This is a genomic window from Nitrospirillum karajorum, from assembly GCF_036348415.1.
GTDB classification, from domain to species: Bacteria; Pseudomonadota; Alphaproteobacteria; order Azospirillales; family Azospirillaceae; genus Nitrospirillum; species Nitrospirillum amazonense_B.
In genome coordinates, this window is sequence record NZ_JAZBQB010000001.1 from 1,457,288 (window position 1) to 1,481,449 (window position 24,162).

Below are 24,162 nucleotides of genomic sequence, written 5' to 3' on the forward strand. Positions count from 1 at the left end.
CTGTCCGCGCCTCAGTGGTTGTCGCGCGGGATGCCGTGGGTCTGGGCCACGCGCTGGTATTTCACAGCAGGTTCCAGCACGGCGCCGTCGCCCAGCTGGCCGACCATGCCACGCTGGATTTCCTGCCATGGCGTCTGGCTGGCTGGGTACTGGTAGCCGCCGGTGGCCTCCAGGGCCTGGCGGCGGGCCGCCAGTTCGGCGTCGCTGATCAGGATGTTGGCGGTGCCGGCCTTCAGGTCGATGCGCACCCGGTCGCCCGTTCGCAGCAGGGCGATGGCCCCGCCGGCCGCCGCCTCGGGCGAGGCGTTCAGGATGGAGGGGGAACCGGAGGTGCCGGACTGCCGTCCGTCGCCGATGCAGGGCAGGGCGGTGACGCCCTGCTTTATCAGGTAGGCCGGCGGCCGCATGTTCACCACCTCGGCGGCACCCGGATAGCCCACCGGGCCGGCGCCGCGCATGAACAGCAGGGTGTGGGCGTCGATGCCCAGGGCGGGATCATCGATGCGGTGGTGGTAATCCTCCGGCCCGTCGAACACCACGGCCTTGCCCTCGAAGGCGTCGGGATCGTCAGGGTTGGACAGGTAGCGGTCGCGGAACTCGTCCGAGATGACGCTGGTCTTCATGATGGCGTTGTCGAACAGGTTGCCGCGCAGCACCAGGAAGCCGGCGTCCTTCTTCAACGGGTTGTCGAAGGGACGGATGACGTCGGGCAGCTTGATCTCGGCATCGCGGCAGTTGTCGCCGATGGTCTTGCCGTTGGCGGTCAGGGCCTGCTCATGGATCAGGCCCTGCTTCATCAACTCGTTCACCACGGCGGGCACGCCGCCGGCGTGGTGATAATCCTCACCCAGATATTCGCCGGCCGGCTGCAGGTTCACCAGCAGCGGCACCTTGTGGCCATGGGTCTGCCAATCCTGCAGTTCCAGATCCACGCCGATATGCCGGGCGATGGCGGCCAGGTGGATGGGGGCGTTGGTGGAGCCGCCGATGGCGGAATTCACCACGATGGCGTTCAGGAAGGCCTCGCGCGTCATGATGTCCGAGGGCTTCAGGTCCTCGTTCACCATCTCGACGATGCGCTTGCCCGTCTCATAGGCGATCTGCTGGCGCTCGCGGTAGGGGGCGGGGATGGCGGCGGAGCCTGGCAGCTGCATGCCCAGCACCTCGGCCAGGCTGTTCATGGTCGTGGCGGTGCCCATGGTGTTGCAATAGCCGGTCGAGGGGGCGGAGCTGGCCACCAGCTCGATGAACTTGCGCTGGTCGATCTCGCCCGCCGCCAGCATCTGGCGCGCCTTCCACACGATGGTGCCGGAGCCCGTGCGCTCCCCATTGTGCCAGCCGTTCAGCATCGGGCCGACGGACAGGGCGATGGCCGGGATGTTGACCGTGGCGGCGGCCATCAGGCAGGCCGGCGTGGTCTTGTCGCAGCCGATGGTCAGCACCACGCCGTCGATGGGATAGCCGTGCAGCAGTTCCACCAGGCCAAGATAGGCCAGGTTGCGGTCCAGGCCGGCGGTGGGGCGCTTGCCGGTTTCCTGGATCGGGTGCACGGGGAATTCGATGGCGATGCCGCCGGCCTGGCGGATGCCCTCGCGCAGGCGCTGGGCCAGCACCAGGTGGTGGCGGTTGCAGGGCGACAGGTCCGACCCCGTCTGGGCGATGCCGATGATGGGCATGCCCGATTGCAGCTCATCCAGCGTCAGGCCGTAATTCAGGTAACGCTCGAGGTACAGCGCCGTCATGTCCGGGTTGTCCGGGTTGTCGAACCAGGCGCGGGACCGCAGCTTGGGCTTGCCGTTGGAAGAGTCGGACGCAGTCATTGGGTGGGCTTTCTTCAGGAATGCGGTCAAGACGGTAGGAGAGGAAACTCAAGGGGCATCGGGGTCGGGCAGGTCCAGCCGGTCGAACCCGGAATCGATGACGGCCAGCATGGCGCGGGCGGCACGGTCGGCATCGCCCGCCTCGATGGCGTCGGCGATGGCGGCGTGGCTGTCCACCACGTCCTGCTGCAAGGCCGTCTCATCCACGGGCGAGGACAGGGAGAAAGAGGCCAGCAGCGCCGCCTCGATCACCGCGGCCAGCGAGCGCATCATGGGGTTGCCGGATGCAGCGCTGACCGCGACGTGGAAGGCCAGGTCGGCCTCGGCGAAGCTGCGGCGGTTGTGCCCCGGCTCCGCCATGCGGGCGATGGCGCGGCGCATGTCGGCCAACTGCTCGGCCGTGCGCCGCTTGGCGGCCAGGGCGGCGGCCCGCGGCTCCACCGCGCTGCGCATCTCATAGAGGTGGCGGCGCATGGCATCGTCCAGGCCCAGGCTGACCCGCCAGGACAAAAGGTCGGCGTCGAAGAAGTTCCAGTGCGCCGGGTCCTGCACCTTGGTGCCCACCCGCGTCTTGGACACGACCAGGCCCTTGGCCGCCAGGGTCTTCATCACCTCGCGCAGCACGGTGCGTGAGATTTGGAACCGGACCAGCAGGTCCGGCTCCGGTGGCAGGTTCACGCCCACGGGCAGGACGCCGCTGAGGATCTCCATGCCCAGGGTGCGCACAATCTGCTCATGGTGCGACAGGGGACGTTCGGGCGATGACCAGGTCGACAGGGTCATGGGGGGAGGGCTCACGGGGCGGACGGCGCGGCGGCGCCGGGGGAGGGGCGGGGACGGGTGGAGGGACTGGGGGCTGCGGGGCCTGCGCCCGGACGGCCATACCGGGCAGAGACAACTAAAATTAAGCGTTGCACGGCGATGAAGGCGAAGAGCAGCGCGCCGATGGCGATTTTGGTCCACCAACTGGACAGTGTGCCGTCGAAGGTAATCCAGGTCAGGATCAGGCCCTGGATCAGCACGCCGATGAATGAGCCGGCCACCCCGCCCACGCCGCCCGTCAGCAGCGTGCCGCCGATGACCACGGCAGCGATGGCGTCCAACTCCACCCCCGTCCCGGTCAGGGCATAGCCGGACCGGGTGTAGAGGGAAAAGACGATGCCGGCCAGCGCCGCCATCAGGCTGCAGAAGGCATGCACCAGGATGGTGGTGCGCCCGGTATTGATGCCCATCAGCTGGGCGAAGTGGGCGTTGCCGCCCAACGCGAACACTCGGGCACCGAAGCGCGTGCCGTGCAGCAGGACGCCGCCGGCCAGGAAGGTCGCCAGCATGATGCCCGCCACCAATGTCAGCCGCCCGCCGCCGGGCAGGGCCAACGCGGCGCCCGCCAGCGTGTCATAGGCGGCATTGTGGATGGGGATGGAATCGGTGCTGATCAGCAGGGCGCAGCCGCGGGCCAGGAACATGGCCGTCAGGGTGACGATGAAGGCCGGCGCCTTCAGGTAATGCACGGCGGCGCCGATGCCGGCACCGAACAGGCCGCCGCCCGCCAGCACCAGGGCGAAAGCCAGGGCCGGGGGCATCCCGGCCCCTTCGATCAGGCGGGCCAGCGCCACGGTGGTCAGGCCCATGACGGCGCCCACCGACAGGTCGATGCCCCCGGCCACCACCACCACCGTCATGCCCACCGCCAGGATGCCGAGGAAGGCGTTGTCGGTCAGCAAATTGCCCATCACCCGCAGGCCCAGCATGGTGGGGTACTGCGCGGCGCAGGCGGCATAGATCAGGACGAAGACCACCACCGTCGCCAGCAGGGGCAGGGTGCGCGTGTTCACGAAGCGGCCCATCATGCACGGGCCTCCTTGTTCTTGAGGCGGGCCATCAGGCGTGCGGCCAACGGCTGGAAGGCGGGTGACTGCTGGGTCAGCACGGCGGCCACCACCAGCGCCATCAGCACCAGGTTCAGCTCCGGCGGCAGACCCGCCCGCAAGATGGCGGTGCGCATGGCCTGCAACACCAGGGCGCCCAGGACGGACCGGCCGATGCTGAACCGGCCGCCGTACAGGCTGGTGCCGCCGATGACCACGGCCAGGATGGCGTCCAGCTCCAGCCACAGGCCGGCGTTGTTGGCGTCCGCACCCTTGATGTCGGCCGTGGCGATCAGGCCGGCCAGCGCCGCCATCAGCCCGGACCAGACATAGACGGCCCCCAGCACCAGGCCGGTATGGACGCCGGCCAGACGGCTGGAGCGCGGATTGGTGCCCACCGCCTCCACGAACAGGCCCAGCGCCGTCGCGCGCACCAGCAGGCCGGTCAGCCCGGCGGCCAGCAGCGCCAGCACCACCGGCAGGGGCAGGGCCGCCAGCGTGCCGCCGGCCACGGCGATCAGGTGCGGTTCGGTGAAGGTCAGGATGCGGCCTTCCGTGATCAGTTGGGCGACCCCGCGCCCGGCCACCATCAGGATCAGGGTGGCGACGATGGGCTGCAGGCGGAACACCGCGACCAGCAGCCCGTTCCACAGGCCGCAGACCAGGCCGGTGGCCAGCGCCGCCAGGATGGCCAGGGGCCAGGCCAGCCCGGCGTTGACCCCGGCCGCCGCGACGGCGCCGGCGATCGCCATGATGACGCCCACCGACAAGTCGATGCCGCGCGTGGCGATGACCGGGGCCATGCCCACGGCCAGCAGCATGACCGGGGCACCCCGGTTCAGGATATCGATCAAGCCGCCGAACAGCCGCCCGTCCTGCATCCGCAAATCCAGGAAGCCCGGCGCCACGAAGACATTGACCAGCAGCGCCAGCGCCAGCAGGGCAAGTTGTGGTCGCGCCGCCTTCAGGCGTTGTATCACGGCGCTCATGCCGCACCTTTGGTGTGATGATCCGCCGCGATGGCGTTGACGATGGCGGCGGGGGTGATGGTGTCGCCCTCCAGCACGCCGGCGGGGGCGCGGTCGCGCATGACCAGCACCCGGTCGGAATAGGCGGCCACCTCCTCGATCTCCGAAGAGATGACGTAGAGCGCCATGCCCCGGTCCCGCAGGTCCTCCAGCAGGCGCACGATCTCGGCATGGGCGCCGACGTCGATGCCGCGCGTGGGTTCATCCAGGATCAGCAGGCGGGGGTCGGTCGCCAGCCAGCGGGCCAGCAGGGCCTTTTGCTGGTTGCCACCCGACAGCAGCTGGATGGGCTTCTCGGCGTCCGGCGTGCGGATGTCCAGCAGCTTGATATAGTGGTCGGCCAGTTCACGCTGCCGCGCCGGGGGCAGGCGCCGCCACCAGCCGCGCTTGGCCTGCAGCGCCAGCACGATGTTCTCCCGGATGCTGAGGCCGGCGACGATGCCATCCAGCTTGCGGTCCTCCGGGCAGAAGCCGAAGCCCAGGCGGATGGCGTCGCGCGGGCTGCGCAGGGTGACGGTCTTGCCGTCGACGATCAGTTCGCCCTGGTCCGCCGTTTCCACCCCGAACAGCAGCAGGGCGGTTTCCGTGCGGCCGGAACCGAGAAGGCCGGCCGCGCCCAGCACGGCGCCGGCATGCAGCTCGGCGTCAAAGGCGCCCACCAGGCGGCGCCGGCCCAGGCCTTGCGCCTGCACCAGCGGGGCGCCGGCGGGCGTGGCGGCGGCCGGCCGGCGGCTCAGGTGGCTTTCCGCCGTGGGCGCCTTGCCCAGCATCATGGCCACCAGCTCCAGCCGCGGCAGCTCGGCGGTCAACCGTTCGCCCACCAGCCGGCCGTTGCGCAGCACGGTGATGCGATCGGTCAGGGCGTAGACCTGGTCTAGGAAATGGGTGACGAAGACGATGGCCAAGCCCTGGTCGCGCAAGGTCCGCAGCAGGGTGAACAGGGTCTGCACCTCCGCCGTGTCCAGGCTGGCGGTGGGCTCATCCAGGATCAGCACCTTGGCCGACAGGTCCACCGCGCGGGCGATGGCGATCAGCTGCTGCACAGCGGTGGAAAAGTCCGACAGCGGCCGGCTGGCGTCGATGGTGAGGCCGAAGCGGTGCAGCAGGGCCGCGCCGTCCCGGTTCATGCGCGCGCGATGGACCAGGCCCCAGCGCGTCGGCTCCCGCCCCAGATACAGGTTCTGCGCCACCGACAGGTTGGGCAGCAGCGTGATCTCCTGATAGACGGCGGCGATGCCGGCCTTGACCGCACCGCCGGGCCCATCCGGGTCAATGTCCACCCCATCCACGGTGATGGTGCCGCCGTTACGCGGCTGGGCGCCGGTCAGCAGGTTGATCAGGGTGGACTTGCCGGCGCCATTCTCCCCCAGCAGGGCGTGGATCTCGCCCGCCCGCAGGGTCAGGTCCACGCTGTCCAGCGCGCGCACGCCGGGGTACTGCCGGGTCAGGCCCCGGGCCGCCAGCACCACCGGGGGTGGGGTGACTGGGGTTTCAGGGCTGGCCATCAGTAGAGGTCCTTGCGCCGGGCGTACTCGGCGGCGGCGGTGTCGGGCTCATACAACTTGGACGGCGTCTGTACCCACTTGGGCGGCGGGGCGTGGTCCTTGCGGTAGGCCAGCAGGATGTCATAGGCGCGCGGCGCCATGTCCGGGGCCAGTTCCACCGTGGCGTTGGCGTCGCCATCGGCCATGGCCTTGAAGATATCGGGCACGCCGTCGATGGACACGGTCAGGATGTCGGTGCCGGGCTTCAGGCCCGCTTCCTTTATGGCCTGGATGGCGCCGATCATCATGTCGTCGTTGTGGGCGTAGACGGCGCAGATGCTGCCCGGCGCCTCCGCCTTCAGGAAGCCCTCCATGACCTCCTTGCCCTTGGCGCGGGTGAACTCGCCCGACTGGGTGCGCACCAGGTGCAGATTGGGGGCGGTCGCGATGGCCTCCTCGAAGCCCTTCTTGCGGTTGGCCACCAGGCTGGCGCCCACCGTGCCCTGGATTTCCACGATGCGGCAGTCGCGGCCCTGCACCTTGCCTGCCAGCCAGCGGCCTGCCACGCGCCCCTCCTCGATGGTGTCGGAGGTGACGGCCGTCAGGTAAAGGTCGACGTTGGGCGTATCGATCTGCCGGTCCAGCAGGATGACGGGGATGTTGGCGGCCTTTGCCTCGCCCAGCACCTCATCCCAGCCGCTGGAGACCACGGGGGCCAACAGGATGGCGTCGACGCCCTGGGCGATGAAGGATCGCACGGCCTTGATCTGGTTTTCCTGACGCTGCTGCGCGTCGGAGAATTTCAGGGTGATGCCCCGCTGCTCCGCCCCCTGGCGGGCCAGCTTGGTCTCGGCGGCGCGCCAGCCGGATTCCGACCCGATTTGGGAAAAGCCCACGGTCAGGCCCTTCTTGTCGCCGCTGTCGCACCCGGCGGCCAGGCCGCCCAGGAAAACGGCGGCCCCGATACCCAGGATCCGGCGTGACAGTGTGCGGTGTCTCGGCAGCGTTTTCATATCCATCCCTGTTCCTGTTCGTCCTTGCCGGCCGGCTCGCCGTGGGGCTTATCGTGCGAATGGACCCGCGGGCGCGGCCTTTATAGGGCGCGATCTGTTGTTATGGGTCATATGATATTATTTATGGGGGCGGCTCAAGCCCCTTTGCTGTCCCATCGCATCGGGAAGCGCCTCCCCCGAAAAGGGCTTGGACGGAACAGAAATAGTATTATTAAATGAGCACGTCCAGCCTCGTGGCCCTTAGTCCCGGGCAGGGGTTCATCACAGTCACTTAAAACAATCGTCAGGGAAACACCCATGGTCCTGCGTCTGCTTCAATTTATCGATGCCACCGGCGCGCGCGCCGTCGCGGCCCGCCAGGATGACGGTCCGGCCCACACGGTGCCGGCCGCCGCCAGCGTTTATGAGCTGGCGCAGCTGGCCATCGCGGCGGGCACCGGCCTGGCGGTAGTGGTCGAGGCGGCGGGCGTGGGCGAGGCTGTCGACCTGGCGGCGGTGGTGGCCGAGGGGCGTCTGCTGGCGCCGCTGGACCATCCCGATGCCGCCCACCTGCTGGTCAGCGGCACCGGCCTGACGCACCTGGGTTCCGCCGAGGGGCGGGACAGGATGCACAAGGACCTGGCCGATCCCGCCAAGCAGACCGACTCGATGCGCATGTTCCGCCTGGGCCTGGAGGGCGGCAAGCCGGCCGCGGGTCAGGTGGGGGCGCAGCCGGAGTGGTTCTTCAAGGGCGACGGCGGCATCATCACCGCGCCGGAGGCGCCGCTGGCCTCCCCCGCCTTCGCCCTGGATGGCGGGGAGGAACCGGAAATCGTGGGCCTGTACGTCATCGGTCCCGACGGCACGCCCTTCCGCCTGGGCTACGCCCTGGGCAACGAGTTCTCCGATCATGTGACCGAGCGGCAGAACTATCTCTACCTGGCGCATTCAAAGCTGCGGCCCTGTTCCTTCGGGCCCGAGCTGCTGGTGGGGCCGCTGCCCGCCGACATCCGTGGCACGACCCGCATCGTTCGCGACGGCCAGGTGGCCTGGGAGAAACCCTTCCTGTCGGGCGAGGCCAACATGTGCCACAGCCTGGCCAATCTGGAGCACCACCATTTCAAGTACGCCGGCTTCCGCCGCCCCGGCGACGCCCATGTGCATTATTTCGGCACCGCCACCCTGTCGTTCAGCGATGGCTTCACCACCCGCCCCGGTGATCGGTTTGAGGTGGAGGCGGCCGCCTTCGGCCTGCCTTTGCGCAATCCGCTGGCGGTCAAGGCGCCGGAAGCGGTGACCGTGGCCCCCCTGTGAGCGTGTTTAGACTGTAAGAATTTCCGGGCTCCTGCCAGCGACGGAGGGGCCCCACATCTCGGATGACGATACCGCAACCGCCCTCCCGCCCCGGGGAGGGCGGCTTTTGGCGTTCCGCGTGGCGCCCTGCGCAAGCCCTTGAAGATGTACGCATTTTTGTTTCCGCTGATGCATCTGCGCCACACCGCTGAATAAATCATACGATATACGATATAAGATATTTGACAGCTTCGTGGCATTTGCGGGACGTTTGTCCAGCGCGCACTAACGGGGGTGCGCGGTCTGGGAGATAAAAATGCGAAAGACTCATGCGAAGTCCGCCCCTGGGGCGGCGCTCCGCTCGGGCCGTGCGTCGGCCCTGGCGGCGGGGGCCGCCATGGTGGCCTTGATGGTGGGTGGTCAGGCGCTGGCGCAGACGTCGGCCGCGGACGACCTCCAGGAAATCGTCGTCACCGGTTCCCGCATCAAGCAGGCGAACCTGACGACCGCCAGCCCCCTGACCACGGTGGGCCAGCAGGAACTGCAGTACCAGGGCACGACCAATATCGAGAACGCCCTGAACCGCCTGCCCCAGGTGACGGCGGATTCAAACGAGAACGGCTCCAACGGCTCCGACGGTACCGCGCGTGTCAACCTGCGCAACCTGGGTTCCAACCGCAACCTGGTGCTGATCGACGGCCAGCGCATGCTGCCGGTCGAGATGAACGACCTGAACTTCATCCCCACCGCGATGGTGGACCGGGTGGACGTGGTGTCGGGCGGCGCCTCGGCGGTCTATGGTTCGGACGCCGTGTCAGGTGTGGTGAACTTCATCCTGCGCAAGAACCTGGACGGTGTCCGCGCCGACCTGCAGTACACCATCGCGCAGCATGACAATGGCAACACCGCCCTGCGGTCGTTGAGCCAGGCCAAGGGTTTCCAGACGGCGCCGGACGAGGTTTGGGACGGCATCAAGAAGAACATCAGTGTCGCCGCCGGCAAGAACTTCGACAACAACAAGGGTAACGTCACCCTGTTCGCCGGCTATCAGTACGCCATGCCGGTAACGCAGAATAAGCGCGACTATTCCAACTGCGACCTGAACCTGGCCACCGCTGACACCTTCACCTGCGGCGGTTCCAGCAACAACCCCTATGGCCTGTTCTACCTGCTGAGCGGCCCGAACGCGAACAGCCGCCTGGTCAACAGCAAGGACGGCACCAAGACTTGGGTGCCCTACAACAGCAGCTACGCCTACAACTACACGCCCACGAACTACATCCAACGGTCGGACAAGCGCGAAAACGCGGGCGTGCAGGCCCATTATGAATTTGCCAAGGAAGTCGAAGCCTATGGCAGCTTCATGTACATGAACGACCACACCTTCTCGCAGGTGGCGCCATCGGCCCTGTTCCAGGGCACGACCTTCAACATCAACTGCGACAATCCGCTGATGTCGGCCTCGCAGGCGTCCACGCTGTGCGGCAGCGCCGCCGGCACGCCCACCGACGCCCAGAGCTTCATCGGTTATCGTCTGACCGGCCCCGGCAGCCAGCCGCGCCGTGACGACCTGCGCCACATTGACTACCGCGGCACCTTCGGCCTGCGCGGCGAGGTCTGGGACGGTTGGAACTACGACGCCAACTTCCTGTATTCCAAGACCATTGTGAATGAGACGTACCTGAACAACGTCGACAACACCAAGGCCCAGCGCGCGCTGGAGGTGGTGAACGTCAACGGGGTGCCGACCTGCAAGTCCGTCATCGACGGTACCGACCCGACCTGCGTTCCCATCAACGTGTTCCAGTACAACGGCATCAGCAGCGCCGGTTATAGTTACCTCTATTCCCCCAGCCACACCCATGACGCCGAAACGGAAAAGGTGGCCAGCCTGTCGCTGACCGGCGACCTGGGGCAATATGGGGTGAAGAGCCCGTGGGCCGCCAAGGGCGCCGCGCTGGCCCTGGGCTTTGAGCACCGGGAAGAGACGCTGAACTTCACCGCCGACGCGGTGGCGCAGGCCGGCGGCACCATGCCGTCCTCGGGCGCCCTCAGTGTCAACGAAGGCTACATGGAACTGCAGGTCCCCCTGGTCCAGGACAAGCCCCTGGTGCAGGATCTGCTGTTCAACACCGGTTATCGCTATTCCAAGTACGATTACCTGGACAGCGGCGTCAGCACCTACAAGTTCGAGCTGCAATACGCCCCGGTGACGGACATCCGCTTCCGCGGCAGCTATAACCGCGCCGTCCGCGCGGCCAGCATCTCCGAACTGTACGCGCCGCAGTCCGTGGGCAACGTCTCGGCCCAGGATCCTTGCTCCGGGTCCAGCCCGTCAGCCTCGCTGGCGCAGTGCGCCCTGACCGGCGTCACGGCCGCCCAGTATGGCAAGATCGCCGAGTGCCCGACGGACCTTTGCTCCGCCCAGGGCGGCGGCAACCCGGCGCTGAAGCCGGAGACGGCCGACACCTTCACCGCCGGCGTGGTTCTGACGCCGACCTTCCTGCCCAATTTCTCCGCCACGCTGGACTATTACAACATCACCGTGGACGGCTACATCGCCGGCGTGGATGCCCAGACGGCCATCAACCAGTGCGCCACCACCGGCAGTTCCTACTTCTGCGGCCTGTTCCACCGCGATCCGAAGTCCGGCGTGCTGTTCGGCACCGACGGCTACATCAAGTCGACCAACCAGAACACCGGCTTCCTGAAGACCTCTGGCGTCGACGTCGACCTGTCGTACAAGCTGGAGCTTGAGGACATCGTCAACCACAACTGGGGCAGCCTGGACTTCAACCTCAATGGCACCGTGCTGCTGACCAGCGAGACGGAGCAGCTGCCGGGCCTGGGCACCTATGACTGCACCGGCCTGTTCGGCCCCACCTGCGGCCAGCCCAGCCCGCGGTGGCGCCACCAGTTCCGCTCCACGTGGTCCAGCCCCTGGGTCCCGGCCACGGTGTCGGTCAACTGGCGCTTCATCGGCCCGACGACGCTGTCCAGCAACACGGCCAACGCCTTCCTCACCTCCGACTATGTCGGCATCAACGCCCGGCTGCCGTCGTACAGCTACTTCGACGTGGCGATGACCTACAAGATGACCGACTACCTGTCGCTGCGCGCGGGTGTGAACAACATCCTCGACCGCGACCCGCCGGCCATCTCGTCGGGCCTGCTCAGCAGCTTCGGCAACGGCAACACCTACCCTGGCATCTACGACCCGCTGGGCCGCGTCATCTTCGTCGGCGCGACGGTGGAGTTCTAAGGCCTGGGTCTGGAACGAAGATATCCCCGCCCGGGTGGTCCCGGGCGGGGTTTTTTGTTGGAAAGCGGACCATCCGCGCCACAAAATGTCGTTTGAAACGGCTAGGGCAGTTAAGCTGTTGACGCCCGCGCTGATCGGTGTCCAAACAGCTTCCGGTCAATGTGCGCCAGCCCCGGGACACGGGGGCGGCCCATTGAGGCAGGGGGCGAAAACACGTTCTACATGGGGACTGCTTTATGACGTTCTGGACGCGCCGTAAGGCGTTGGACGCTTTGGCCCACGTGGACCAAAGCCGGCAGTTGCGCAAGACCTTGAGCTGGCCGCACCTTGTGGCCCTGGGCATCGGCGGCATCATCGGCACCGGCATCTATACCTTGACCGGCATCGGCGCCGAACGCGCCGGCCCCGCCGTCATCCTGGCCTTCGCCGCCTGTGGCATCCTCTGCGCCTTCGCGGCCCTGACCTACGCCGAAATGGCCACCATGATGCCGGCCGCCGGCAGTGCCTACACCTACACCTACTCGGTGCTGGGCGAGGGGCTGGCCTGGATCGTCGGCTGGTCCCTGGTGCTGGAGTACGCCGTCACCTGCAGCGCCGTGGCGGTGGGCTGGTCGGGCTACATGGTCGGCCTGCTGGAAAGCATGGGCATACACCTGCCCAAGGAACTCATCGCGGGACCCTACGCCGGCGGTTGGATCAACCTGCCTGCCGTCATCATCACCGCGCTGGTCACGGCCCTGCTGGCCAAGGGCGCCAAGGAAAGCGCCACGGTCAACATCGCCCTGGTCGCCATCAAGATCATCGCGCTGGCCGTGTTCGTCGGCTTGACCGTGTTCAGCCTGGTGCCGGAGAATTTCACCCCCTTCATGCCCTATGGCTTCGCCTCCCACATGGACGACGCCGGCCATGTGCGCGGCGTGATGGCCGCCGCCGCCATCGTCTTCTTCGCCTTCTTCGGCTTCGACGCCGTGTCGACCTCGGCGGAAGAGGTCAAGAACCCTGGCCGCGACCTGACCATCGGCATCCTGGGGTCCATGGTCATTTCCACCATCATCTATATGATCGTGGCCGCCTGCGCCGTGGGCGCCTGGCCCTTCGCCGAGTTCGCCGCCAGTGGCGAGCCGCTGGCCTTCATCCTGCGCAGCCTGAATCACCCGGGCGCCGCCTGGGCCATCGGGGCCGCCGCCATCGTGGCCCTGCCCAGCGTCATCCTGGTGATGATGTTCGGCCAGACCCGTGTGTTCTTCGTCATGTCGCGTGACGGCCTGCTGCCCCGCACGCTCAGCGACCTGGGCCCCGACCGCCGCTCGCCGGTGAAGGTCACCCTGCTGGTCGGCCTGTTCGTGGCCCTGTTCGGGGGCTTCCTGCCGCTGGCCACCATCGCGGAGCTGTCGAACGCCGGTACCCTGGCGGCCTTCATCTCCGTGTCGGTCTGCGTCATGGTCCTGCGGGTGACCAAGCCCGACCTGCCCCGCCTGTTCCGCTGCCCCGCCGTGTGGGTGGTGGCCCCGCTGGCGGTTATCGGCTGCCTTTACTTCCTGTACTCCCTGCCGGGCACCACGCTGCGCAACTTCGCCATCTGGCACGTGGTCGGCCTGGTGATCTACCTGGCCTATAGCCGCCGGACCAGCCTGCTGAACAAGGCCGCGTAAGACGCCGCCCCGTAAACGGAAAAGGGCGCCAACCCTGGTGGATTGGCGCCCTTTTCTTTTGACCATGCGGAAGCTTACTTCCGCCGCGCCTCGCCCCAGGCTTTGGCCTGGCGGATGTAGTCGGCCATGGCGGCGCGCTCCTTGGTGAAGGTGTCGTCGACCACGGTGATGGTGGGAATGGCGCGCTGGTGCGGAGGAATCTCGGTCTTGTAGGTGCCGAAGCCCGCCTCGTGCACGCCGGTGCTGCCCCGGCCGGGGGCTGGGCGGCTGAGGTGCTGATAGTTGCGGATGTGGTCGTCGCAGGCGGCCGGGGCCAGGGTGTAGCGGGTCACATGGCTCATGGGGATGAAGGCCATCTGCGCGTCGTACAGCATCTCCCCCACCGGCGGGATGCCGGGATGGCGCTGGGCCAGATCCTGCACCAGTTGCCGCGTGCCCTCATGCATGTCGGCCTTGGTGTTGTTGAGGGCCGCCCCGGCGATGTCCAGGAAATAGCCGTCGACGCCGAACTGCGTGATGGTGGCGGAGATGCGCGCCCCCAACCAGCGCCGCCAGGACGCGACGCCCAGGTTCATGAAGGGCATCCACCCCTCGCCGGAGCGGTCGTTGTCCCAATCCACCCAGTTCAGGTCGAAGGCGTCGCCGTCCACCCGCTCCGTCGTCGCGTCCGCGAACAGCTTGAACTCCTCCCACACCTTGTTGGCGCTGTTGGTGCCGAACATGGGGACGATGCGGAAGCCCAGTTTCTGCGCCTGGCTGACCAGGCGCTTGAAACCGTCCACCCCGCCCATGCGCGGGTCGGGCTGGTACAGCGGATAGTTCCAGTAATAGCGGCCGTCCCAGGCCGGCAGGAACACCATGACGCGCTTAGGCTCGATCTGCGTGGCGGCCCAGCGCAGGATGTCCAGCATGCGGGCGTAGTCGTTGAAGATATAGCCGGTCCAATGCGCGCCGTGGATGCTCAGCACCAGGTCGACCTCCCGCATCCACGCCGGCATGTCGGGCCGGGTGGCCAGTTTGGGGATGCCGTAGGTCTTTTCCACATGGGCGAAATGGTCGGCCGCCGCCGTCGCGTAGTCCGCCGCCGGTCCCACCCGCCAGGGCGGCGTCGCCAGGCTGTTGGACTTGGCCCAGCCCTCGCCCTCATGGATCAGTTCCACGCGATAGCCATCCGGCCCCGGCTGGAAGAAGAAGCGGCAGGTGCGCACGGCGCTCTGCCGCGCCGACAGGGCATAGTGGCGGCCATCGGCAGTCTTCAGCACGGCCAGGGGGGTGGCCATGCCCTGGAAGAAATTGGGATACTCGAAGACCTTCTCGTCATCCTTCAGGTCGGTGAAATCCTGGCCGGAGACGGAGATTTCACCACGCGGCAGGCCGCGCGCCACGGTGGTGATGGACTTCACCGGGTGCTGGGCCTCCGCCCGCGCGGTCCATTGCACCGTGCCGTCACCCTCCACCGTGAACTCGGCCACCAGCTTGCCCGGCGCCTTTTCCTGGCCGCCGGCCCAGAGGAAGCCGTCGCAGGTCAGCGTGGTGCGGTTACCGTCGCGCACCACGCGCGTCACCGTCGGATCGATGGCGTAGGCGTTCTCATAGGTCTGCACCCGGAAGCCCATCAGCAGCGGGCCCACCTGCACCGACGCCTCGGGAAAGTCGAAGCTGAATTGCAGCACCGCCTCGCCCCTAGCGGGGGTGTAGACGCCGCTGCGCGAGGTCAGCAGCTGCAGGTCCGGGTTGGCGGCGGCGCCCGCACCGGAGGTGGCCGCACCGGCGGAAGTGGCAGCGGCAAGCGCCACGGCGGTGCCGGCACCGCTGGTCAACAGGGCGCGGCGGGTGACGCCGGGGGGCGCGGGGAAGGGGGGCACGGATGACGTCTCCTTGTTCCGGCTTGCTCTGTTCCGGCTTGTTATTTTCCAGCGGCGGGTGAACCCGAATGGTTTACAACCAAGCTGCCGACCGATAGTAATATTATACGACTTTAAAAAACACCACAGGGAGTGCCCCGAGGAATGACCCGTATCCTGCGCCCCGCCGGACGTCTCGCCGTTGCCGCCTTGCTGGCCGGCACCGCCTTGGCCACGGCCACCGCCGCCATCGCCGCCGGTTCCGCCGCCACTGTGGCGGTTCAGGCCGACCATCCCGGCGCGGTCATCGCCCCGGCGATCTACGGCCAGTTCGCGGAGCATCTGGGCACGCAGATTTATGGCGGCATCTGGGTGGGGCCGGATAGCCCCATTCCCAACATCCGCGGCTATCGCAAGGACGTGGTGGAGGCGCTGAAGAACCTGCATGTCCCGGTGGTGCGCTGGCCCGGCGGCTGCTTCGCCGATGAATACCACTGGCGCGACGGCATCGGGCCCAAGGATCGCCGGCCGGTCATCGTGAACACCAACTGGGGCGGGGTGGAGGAGAACAACGCCTTCGGCACCCATGAGTTCATGGACTTCTCGGAACTGATCGGCGCCGGCACCTACGTCAACGGCAACCTGGGCAGCGGCAGCGTGCGCGAGATGGCCGACTGGGTCGCCTACATGACGGCGGACAACCACGGCACTCTGGTGCAGGAACGCCGTGCCAACGGCCGGGACAAGCCCTGGACCCTGAACTGGTTCGCCGTGGGCAACGAGGTCTGGGGCTGCGGCGGCAACATGCGGGCCGATTACTACGCCGACCTGCTGCGCCAGACGCGGGTGTTCCTGAAGCCGGGCGCCGGTCAGCCGACGAAGTTCATCGCCGTCGGCCCCAGCGACGACGACACCGCCTGGACCGAAACCATCATGGCCCGCGCGGGCAAGGAGATCGACGCGCTGTCCATGCATTATTACGACGTGGCGTCGTTCAACATGGTGCCCAAGGGCACCTGGGCCAAGAAAGGCTCCGCCACGGAGTTTGGTGAGGCGGAATGGTTCGCCAGCATCTTCGGCGCCTATCAGATCGGCACCTACATCAGCCATCACAGCGCCATCATGGACAAGTACGACCCGGAAAAGCGGGTCGCCCTGGTGGTGGACGAATGGGGCACCTGGCATGACCCGACCCCCGGCAGCAACCCCGGCTTCCTGCAACAGCAGAACACCCTGCGCGACGCGGTGGTGGCCGCCATCAGCCTGAACATCTTCCACGCCCATGCCGACCGCGTGCGCATGGCCAACATCGCCCAGATGGTCAACGTGCTGCAGGCCATGATCCTGACCGACGGGCCGCGCATGGTGCTGACGCCCACCTACCATGTCTTCGATATGTACAAGGGCTTCCAGGGCGCCACCAGCCTGCCGGTGACCGTTACCGGCCCGGACTACAGCCAGGGCGGCCGTACCGTCCCCGCCGTCAGCGCCTCCGCCGGCCGGGGCACCGACGGCGTCACCCGCCTGGCCCTGACCAATGTCGACCCCAACAAGGCGGCGCCCGTGCAGGTGACGTTGGCCGGGTTGAAGGCGGGCAAGGTCACCGGCCGCATCCTGACGGCTCCGGCCATGAACAGCGACAACACCTTCGACCATCCGCAAACCGTGGTGCCGACGGCCTTCAGCGACGCCAAGCTGTCGGGCGACACCGTCAGTGTGACCCTGCCGGCCAAGTCCGTGGTCGTTCTGGAACTGAAATGACCAAGCGTTTCCTTGGGCACGCCCCCGGGCGTGTCCTCGGGCGCGTCCTTGGCGTCCTGGCCGGTGTTCTTCTCACCGGCCAGGCGTGGGGCGCTGACCTGACGGGCGACTGGGTCTTCCAGGCCGCCCCGTCCTTTCCCCGTTTCACCAAGATGGTCATCCGCCGCGACGCCGATGGCCTGCGGGGTACCATCACGTCCGAGTGGTATGGTGACCTGCCCATGCTGGACCTGAAAGCGGTGGGGGAGGGCCCGGTGGGGGAAAGGTTGGCCTTCCACATCGACAACGGCAATCCCAAGCTGAAGCCCCTGGACCTGACCCTGGCGCCGGATGGGTCGGGCATTCGGCTGACCGGCCAAGTCTGGTACGAGAAGCAGGACGCCACCGCCCATCGCGCCACGGCGGCGGAGATGGCGGCCCTGGACTTTCCCACGTATCCGCTGCCCGCCCCGGCCTATGTGCCCAGCAACGGCTTGGCGCGGACCCCGCCCATGGGGTGGAGCAGCTGGAACAAGTTCGCCGAGGCCATCGACGACAAGACGGTGCGGGAGATCGCCGACGCCCTGGTGCGCAGCGGCCTGCGCGACGCCGGCTATGTCTACGTCAACATCGATGACGGTTGGCAGGGCGAACGGGGGCCCGACGGCGTGCTGCATCCCAACGTCAAGTTCCCGGACATGAAGGCCCTGGCCGATTACGTCCACGCGCGGGGGCTGAAGCTGGGCATCTACAGCTCCCCTGGCCCCAAGACCTGCGCCGGCTACGCCGGCAGCTACGGCCATGTCGAGCAGGACGCCCGCACCTGGGCGGAATGGGGCGTCGATTACCTGAAATACGACCTCTGCTCGGGCGAGGGCTTCTACCACACCGCGGAGACGGTGCGGGCGGTGTACCAGCAGATGGGGGCCGCGCTGAACGCCACCGGCCGCCCCATCGTCTACAGCCTGTGCGAATACGGCCGGTTCGATGTCGGCGCCTGGGGCCGCGACGTCGGCGGCAACCTGTGGCGCACCACCGGGGATATCGAGGATACCTACGCCAGCATGTCCGCCATCGGCTTCGACAAGAACGGCGTGCCCCACCACACCGGCCCCGGCGGCTGGAACGATCCCGACATGCTGGAGGTCGGCAACGGCGGCATGACGACCGAGGAGTACCGCACCCATATCAGCCTGTGGGCCCTGATGGCCGCCCCCCTGCTGATGGGCAACGACGCCCGCTCCATGACCCGGGACACCCTGGCCCTGCTGGGCAATGCCGAGGTCATCGCCATCGACCAGGACCCGCTGGGTCGCCAGGGCTTGCCGGTGCGCAAGCGGGACGGGATGGAGATCTGGACGCGGCCCCTGGCCGACGGCTCGGTCGCCGTGGGGCTGTTCAACCGCACGGACGCGCCGGTGGCCATGATCGCCGATTGGCCCGCCCTTGGCCTGGGCGACCATCCCAAGGTGCGCGACCTGTGGGCCCACCGCAGCGTGGCGCCGAACGCCGCCCACAGGGTGCCGGCGCACGGCGTGGTGCTGTTGCGGGCAAAACCGTAGGTGGTAGCGTTAACATCGCCCCGGGTATTTTTATTCGGGAAATGCTATGGTGGGGAATGGCGTTCCGCCTTATCCCCGCCTTCCGACTGAAACCGCCGCATGAGCATTGTCGTTCGCAGCCTGCCCGACCAGGCCTATGAAATCGTGCGGGAGCACATCCTGCTGGGCACGATGGCGCCGGGCACGCCGGTGCAGCAGGGGGCGGTGGCCAGCCAACTGGGCATCAGCAAGATCCCCCTGCGTGAGGCCTTGAGCCGGCTGGAGCAGGACGGCCTCGTCACCTCCTTCCCCAACCGGGGCTATGTGGTGAACAGCCTGACGACGGCGGAGGCGACGGAGGTTTTCGCCCTGCGCCTGAAGCTGGAACCGGGGGCGTCGGCCGATGGCGCCCGCCGCGCCACCCCCGCCGACCGCGATCACGCCCACGCGGCCCTGCTGGCGCTGGAACGGGAGCAGGGCACCGCCGGCACCGGCCATGTCACCCACAACCGCGCCTTCCACATGGCCCTGATCCGCCCCACCGGCGGCATCACCGTGCAGTTGATGGAACGCCTGCACATCCTGTCGGAACGGTATGTCCGCGTGCACCTGGAACCCCAGGGCCGTGACGACAGGGCGCGGGACGAGCACCGCGCCCTGTTCGACGCCTGGATGGCCGCCGACGCCCCGGCGGTGGAAGCCCTGACCGCCCGGCACATCCAGGGCACGCTGGACGATTTACAGCGGGAACTGGCGGGGTGAGGCGCGCCCTTGGGATGTGAAGGCGGCCCGCGTCCTGAAGGAGAATCCTTGTTGCCGTCGGATTGCACTCCACCCGATAATCGGGAATGACCCGGGAATACCTTGCAACGAAACTGGCACTTAAGCTTCGGCCCCTGGTGATGGCGGCCGCTATCGTCAGCGCACCCCTGATTTTCCTGCCGCTGGTCTTTCCGTCGTGGCCGGCCTGGCCCAATGTCGGCGCCGGGGTCGTCAACTTGGCGCTGGCGCTTGGCATATTCTTCAGCGGACTTCTTCAGCCGGGTTTCCCAGGGGTTGTCTCAGCCCTGAATGAAGAGCGCCGGGTGCAGGCCCGGCGGCTCCCCTGGTGGGTGCGTATCAATAGCTGGGGTTTGCCGGTCGTTGACCGCGGGCTGCAGCGCGTCGGCGGCGTTGTCGCGGTGGGGCTTATAGCTACCCTGCTGTTTCATAAAGATGTTGGTGGGCTACTGGGGGCTGCGACCGCCGCCATGATCGCGGCCACGCAAATCGCGTTGAGCGTGGGGGAGTGGGTGTCAACCCGGAGCGATCAACAGGTGCGGTGACTAGCGTAGTCGCCCCCGCCCTGTCGTACGCCATGGGAGGTCTGGGCCGTCGCGGGGATCAACCTGCTACAGCCCGCCGCCCCGCCCAGATCTCCGCCGCCACCCGGTCGGCCTCGGCCGGCTCATGCGCCAGGCCTAGTGCCAGCACCCCCAGCGCGATGGTGGCGATGACGGTGGCGGTTTCGGCCTCCAGGCCGGGGTCGCCGCGCCAGACGGGCAGCAGGCCCGTGGCCGCCGCCTTGGCCGTGGTCAGGGCGGGCAGGGGTAGCTCCTGGCGCTCGGCGCCCACCTGGACATAGGCGGTGGTGGGCTTGGCGGGGTTGCGTTCCACCTCGCCGCCGCCGCCCTTGACCACCACCAGGCGGGGGCGGTTCAGGCGCTGGGCCACGCCCAGGTGAAGGTCGATGTAGGGCGGATGGAAGACGCCGTCGACGGCGGCGTGCGTGTCGAACGGGTCCAGCAGGCGGCAGACGGTGTTGATGGGGCTGCGCAGGCCCAGCAAGTGGCGCAGGTTCAGCAGGCGGTCCAACTCCGGGCTCAGCGCCGACAGGGGCAGGTAGGCGAAGCCGGTCTCGGCCACCAGGGCCTTGGCGTCCGCGCGGCTGGTGGCGGAGCGCAGGCCCAGCTCGCCCAGGGCGTCGGGCACGTCGCGGCCCTGGGTGAAGGCGTTGCTGCCGTGCATGATGACGCGGTGCCCCGCCTGGGCCAGCGCCAGGGCCGACAGCAGGAACCAGGGCTCATCCCGGGTGCGGCCGGCGCCGTAGGACGGCCAGTCCAGGTCGGCGGCGCCGCTGCAGGTGCCGTCGCTGAGGCCCGCCGCGACGCGGGCGGCCTCCACCAGGCCCGCCACCTCATCCGGGTCCTCCCCGCGATAGCGCAGCAGCATGAGGAAGGCGCCCACCTGGTGGGGATCGGCCTCCCCCCTCAGCACCATGCCCAGGGCCGTGCGCGCCTCCTCCCGCGTCAGGGAGCGGGAGCGGCCGGGGCCGCGCCCCAGGGTGCGGACGTATTGGGCGAAGATGTGTTCATCGGTCATGGGGCGGGCAAGCTCAGGCCAATATTCGGATGACGATCAGGCGGCGCGGGAGCGCACCTCGTTCATCGCGGACTCTACCGCGTCCCGCCGCCGCAATGCCACCACCCGTCCCACCAGCACCAGGGTGGGGCCGGTCACCGCCGCCGCCACCACCCGCCCGGCGATGTCGGCCACCGTGCCGGGCAGGCGGCGCTCGGTCGCCAGGGTCGCGTTCTCGATGGCGATGGCCGGGGTGCTGGGGTCCAGGCCGGCGGCCAGCAGGCGCTGGGTCACCTGGCCCAGCGTGCGGCCGCCCATATAGATGGCGATGGTGCCGTCGCAGGCGGCCAGGGCGTTCCAGTCGTGGGCGGGCAGCACCTCGTCGGCACCGTGACCTGTGATCAGGTGCAGGCTGCGGCTGTAGCCGCGCTGGGTCAGGGGCATGCCCATGCCGGCGGCGGCGGCGCAGGCCACGGTGATGCCGGGCACCACCTCCGCCACCACGCCGGCGGCGGCCAGGGCCTCCAGCTCCTCGCCCGCGCGGCCGAAGACCATGGGGTCGCCGCCCTTCAGGCGCACGACATGCGCGCCCGCCTGGGCATGGGCGACGATCAGGCGGTTGATGGCCGCCTGGCTCATCTCGTGCCGGCCGCAGCGTTTGCCCACGTCGATGCGCCGGGCATGGGCCGGGGCCAGGTCCAGGATGCGCGGGTCGACCAGCTTGTCGTACAGCAGCACGTCCGCGCTTTCGATGCGGCGCAGGGCCTTGACCGTCAGCAGCTCGGGATCGCCGGGACCGGCGCCCACCAGACTGGCGCGGCCGGTGCCGTTAGGCGGAGGCATGGACATCGCGCAGGATCTCCTTCAGTTCGGGGATGCAGGACCCGCAGTTGGTGCCGGCCTTCAGGCAGGCGCCGATCTCCTCCGCCGAGGTCAGGCGGTTGGCGACGATGGCCTCCCGGATGGTGGTGAGGCCGACGGAGAAGCAGGCGCAGACGGTGCGGCCGGCGGGCCTGACACCAGAAGCGGGGCGGCCGGACAGCAGGCTGGGCCGCGCGGCGTCCGGGACCCGGTCACCCAACAGGGCCGCCAGCACGTCGCGGGACGGCAATTGGGCACCGTCGCCGGCGGCCAGGAACAGGCAGGCCTCCAGCCGGCCATCCACCAGGATGGCGACGCGCAGCAGGCCGCGCCCGGCATCGGTCAGTTGCAGCCACTCCGCACCCGCCGGCGGGTGCAGCAGGCCCTCGACGAAGCGCGTCAGGGCCGCCCCCGCTGGCAGGGCGTCCGACCCCACCAGCTCAAAGGCGTGGCCGTTGCTGAGCGGCACGCGCGACCAATAGGCCACCCCCTGGGGCCGCACGGCGGTGCGGTGCAGTAGCAGGCCGCGCCAGGCCACCGGCACCGCCTCCGCCCGTACGGCGGTGAGCTTCAGCTCCGGCTGGCCGGAGACGGGGTCCAGTGCCGCATTGACCAGCCGGCCGGCGGGGCCGGCGGAGCAGAACTCATCCGTCCAGTGCATGGGTAGGAACAGCTCCCCCACCCGCTGGCCGGCGTCGACGGTGGCGCGCACCACCGTGCCGGCGTGGACGCTTTCAATGCGCACCAGATCACCGTCGGTGACGCCCAGGCGCGCGGCGTCGGCGGGGGACAGGGCGGCGCGCGGCTCCCCCGTGTGGGCCAGCAGGCGGGGCACGCGGCCGGTGCGGGTCATGGTGTGCCACTGGTCGCGGATGCGGCCGGTGTTCAGTACCAGGGGATAGGCGTCGTCGGTACGGCTGGCGGGCGGGCGCCAGGGGGTGGGCACCAGGCGGCCCCGGCCGCTGGGCGTGGCGAAGCCGCCCTGGCCGAACAGACGCCCGCCCTCATCCCCCGCCCAGCGCACGGGCCAGCGCACCGGCGCCAGGGCGTCGTACTGCCCGTCGGTCAGCATGGCCAGGCCGCTGATGTCGAAGGGGCGGCTGCCGGCGTTCTCGAAGCCGGACAGGGCGGCATGCTCCCGGAACACCGCTGCCGGGCTGGTCCAGGAAAACGCGTCCTTCCAGCCCATGCGCTGGCCCACGGCGGCCAGCACCCGCCAGTCGGCCCGCGCCTCGCCCGGGGCCGCGCGGAACGGGCGCTGGCGGCTGATGACCCGTTCGGAGTTGGTGACCGTGCCGTCCCGCTCCCCCCAACCCGCCGCCGGCAGCACCACGTCGGCCAGGGCCGTGGTGTCGTTGGGCCAGCAGTCGGAGACGACGACGAAGGGGCAGGCGCGCAGCGCCTCCCGCACCCTATCGGCGCGGGGCAGGCTGTCGGCGGGGTTGGTGGCGATGATCCACAGGGCTTTGATGCGGCCGTCCAGCACGGCGTCGAACATCTCCACGGCCTTCAGCCCCGGCTTGGTCGCCAGGTTGGGCGCCCGCCAGAAGCGGCGGACACGGTCGATGGCCTCGGGCTGGTCGAAGCGCATGTGGGCGGCCAGTTGGTTGGCCAGCCCGCCCACCTCGCGCCCGCCCATGGCGTTGGGCTGCCCGGTGATGGAGAAGGGGCCGCAGCCGGGCTTGCCGATGCGCCCCGTCGCCAGGTGGCAGTTGATGATGGCGTTGACCTTGTCGGTGCCCACGGACGATTGGTTCACGCCCTGGGAATAGACGGTGACGACGCGCGAGGTGGACGCGAACCAGTGGTAGAAGCGGGCCAGGTCCGCCGGGTCAAGACCAGTGAGGGCGGCGGTCTGATCGGCCGTCTGGCGGGCGGCGGCGAGGGCGGGCTCGAACCCTTCCGCATGCGCCGCCATCCAGGTGTGGTCCAGCGCATCCTGGTCCGCCAAATGGGCCAGCAGGCCGTTGAACAGGGCGACGTCGGCGCCGGGGCGCACGGCCAGATGCAGGTCGGCATCCTCGCAGGTGGCGGTGCGGCGCGGGTCGATGGCGACGATGCGCAGGGGGCGCTTCGCCTTGGCGGCCAGCAGGCGCTGGTGCAGCACCGGGTGGCACCAGGCGGAATTGCTGCCCACCAGCACCACCAAATCCGCCAGCTCCAGATCCTCATACGTCCCCGGCACCACGTCGGCGCCGAAGGCGCGGTTGTGGCCGGCGACGGAGGAGGCCATGCACAGCCGCGAATTGGTGTCGATGTTGCCGCTGCCGAAGAAGCCCTTCATCAGCTTGTTGGCGACGTAGTAATCCTCCGTCAGGCACTGGCCGCTGACGTAGAAGGCGACGCTGTCGGGCCCATGCTCGGCGATGGTGGCCTTGAAGCGCTGGGCCACCAGAATCCAGGGCCTGGGTCCAGTCCGCCGCCCGGCCGTCGATCA

The 24,162-nt window shown here is 68.6% G+C and carries 17 protein-coding genes; 7 read left to right on the plus strand and 10 right to left on the minus strand.

Features of this window, described 5'->3' with window-relative positions:
• Positions 1–11: 11 nt before the first annotated feature.
• From UCD39_RS06380 to ytfQ, 6 genes are read right to left on the minus strand one after another with little or no spacing between them, the layout of a single operon-like run.
• Positions 12–1,820: an IlvD/Edd family dehydratase gene (locus tag UCD39_RS06380; protein WP_330495216.1), complete on the minus strand. Its 1,809-nt coding sequence runs from the start codon at positions 1,818–1,820 to the stop codon at positions 12–14.
• Positions 1,821–1,868: 48 nt separating this feature from the next.
• Entirely contained in the window at positions 1,869–2,603 is a 735-nt protein-coding gene (locus UCD39_RS06385; protein WP_330495217.1) for a FadR/GntR family transcriptional regulator, read from the minus strand.
• A gap of 11 nt (positions 2,604–2,614) precedes the next feature.
• The gene (gene yjfF, locus UCD39_RS06390; protein WP_330495218.1) at positions 2,615–3,670 is read right to left on the minus strand and encodes a galactofuranose ABC transporter, permease protein YjfF; all 1,056 of its coding nucleotides are present in this window, start codon (positions 3,668–3,670) and stop codon (positions 2,615–2,617) included.
• A complete protein-coding gene (locus UCD39_RS06395) occupies positions 3,667–4,677 on the minus strand; it encodes an ABC transporter permease (protein WP_330495219.1) in 1,011 nt (336 codons plus the stop codon). The genes yjfF and UCD39_RS06395 overlap by 4 nt, the downstream gene beginning before the upstream one ends.
• Positions 4,674–6,221: a sugar ABC transporter ATP-binding protein gene (locus tag UCD39_RS06400; protein ID WP_330495220.1), complete on the minus strand. Its 1,548-nt coding sequence runs from the start codon at positions 6,219–6,221 to the stop codon at positions 4,674–4,676. The genes UCD39_RS06395 and UCD39_RS06400 overlap by 4 nt, the downstream gene beginning before the upstream one ends.
• Complete coding sequence (ytfQ, locus tag UCD39_RS06405; RefSeq protein WP_330495221.1) at positions 6,221–7,219, minus strand: galactofuranose ABC transporter, galactofuranose-binding protein YtfQ; 999 nt, start codon at positions 7,217–7,219, stop codon at positions 6,221–6,223. Before ytfQ ends, UCD39_RS06400 begins: the two co-directional genes overlap by 1 nt.
• Positions 7,220–7,510: 291 nt before the next feature.
• Between ytfQ and araD1 the strand changes: the two genes are divergently transcribed.
• From araD1 to UCD39_RS06420, 3 genes are all read left to right on the plus strand, one after another.
• Entirely contained in the window at positions 7,511–8,506 is a 996-nt protein-coding gene (gene araD1 / locus UCD39_RS06410; RefSeq protein ID WP_330495222.1) for an AraD1 family protein, read from the plus strand.
• 295 nt (positions 8,507–8,801) lie between these two features.
• Complete coding sequence (locus UCD39_RS06415) at positions 8,802–11,747, plus strand: TonB-dependent receptor plug domain-containing protein (RefSeq protein WP_330495223.1); 2,946 nt, start codon at positions 8,802–8,804, stop codon at positions 11,745–11,747.
• 236 nt (positions 11,748–11,983) lie between these two features.
• Positions 11,984–13,399: an amino acid permease gene (locus UCD39_RS06420; RefSeq protein ID WP_330495224.1), complete on the plus strand. Its 1,416-nt coding sequence runs from the start codon at positions 11,984–11,986 to the stop codon at positions 13,397–13,399.
• Between the two features lie 74 nt (positions 13,400–13,473).
• On the opposite strand, the gene UCD39_RS06425 is transcribed toward UCD39_RS06420, so the two are convergent.
• Complete coding sequence (locus tag UCD39_RS06425; protein ID WP_330495225.1) at positions 13,474–15,264, minus strand: alpha-amylase family protein; 1,791 nt, start codon at positions 15,262–15,264, stop codon at positions 13,474–13,476.
• Positions 15,265–15,408: 144 nt separating this feature from the next.
• On the opposite strand from UCD39_RS06425, the gene UCD39_RS06430 reads away from it, so the two are divergent.
• The 4 genes from UCD39_RS06430 (at position 15,409) to UCD39_RS06445 (ending at position 19,849) form a co-directional block, all read left to right on the plus strand.
• Complete coding sequence (locus UCD39_RS06430; RefSeq protein ID WP_330495226.1) at positions 15,409–17,004, plus strand: alpha-N-arabinofuranosidase; 1,596 nt, start codon at positions 15,409–15,411, stop codon at positions 17,002–17,004.
• Positions 17,001–18,545, plus strand: a complete 1,545-nt coding sequence (locus tag UCD39_RS06435; protein ID WP_330495227.1) for a glycoside hydrolase family 27 protein — start codon at positions 17,001–17,003, stop codon at positions 18,543–18,545. Before UCD39_RS06430 ends, UCD39_RS06435 begins: the two co-directional genes overlap by 4 nt.
• A 99-nt stretch (positions 18,546–18,644) precedes the next feature.
• A complete protein-coding gene (locus UCD39_RS06440) occupies positions 18,645–19,286 on the plus strand; it encodes a GntR family transcriptional regulator (protein WP_330495228.1) in 642 nt (213 codons plus the stop codon).
• An 86-nt stretch (positions 19,287–19,372) separates the two neighbouring features.
• Positions 19,373–19,849 (plus strand): hypothetical protein, encoded by a 477-nt coding sequence (locus UCD39_RS06445; protein ID WP_330495229.1) that lies wholly within the window; start codon positions 19,373–19,375, stop codon positions 19,847–19,849.
• Positions 19,850–19,907: 58 nt separating this feature from the next.
• Here UCD39_RS06445 and UCD39_RS06450 read toward each other — a convergent pair whose 3' ends face one another.
• The 3 genes from UCD39_RS06450 to UCD39_RS06460 are packed head-to-tail and all read right to left on the minus strand — an operon-like array spanning position 19,908 to position 24,117.
• On the minus strand, positions 19,908–20,885 hold the full coding sequence (locus UCD39_RS06450; RefSeq protein ID WP_330495230.1) for a glycosyl transferase family protein: 978 nt from the start codon (positions 20,883–20,885) through the stop codon (positions 19,908–19,910).
• Between the two features lie 36 nt (positions 20,886–20,921).
• On the minus strand, positions 20,922–21,713 hold the full coding sequence (gene cobA, locus UCD39_RS06455; RefSeq protein ID WP_330495231.1) for a uroporphyrinogen-III C-methyltransferase: 792 nt from the start codon (positions 21,711–21,713) through the stop codon (positions 20,922–20,924).
• On the minus strand, positions 21,694–24,117 hold the full coding sequence (locus UCD39_RS06460) for a molybdopterin-dependent oxidoreductase (protein WP_330495232.1): 2,424 nt from the start codon (positions 24,115–24,117) through the stop codon (positions 21,694–21,696). Before UCD39_RS06460 ends, cobA begins: the two co-directional genes overlap by 20 nt.
• Positions 24,118–24,162 lie beyond the last annotated feature (45 nt).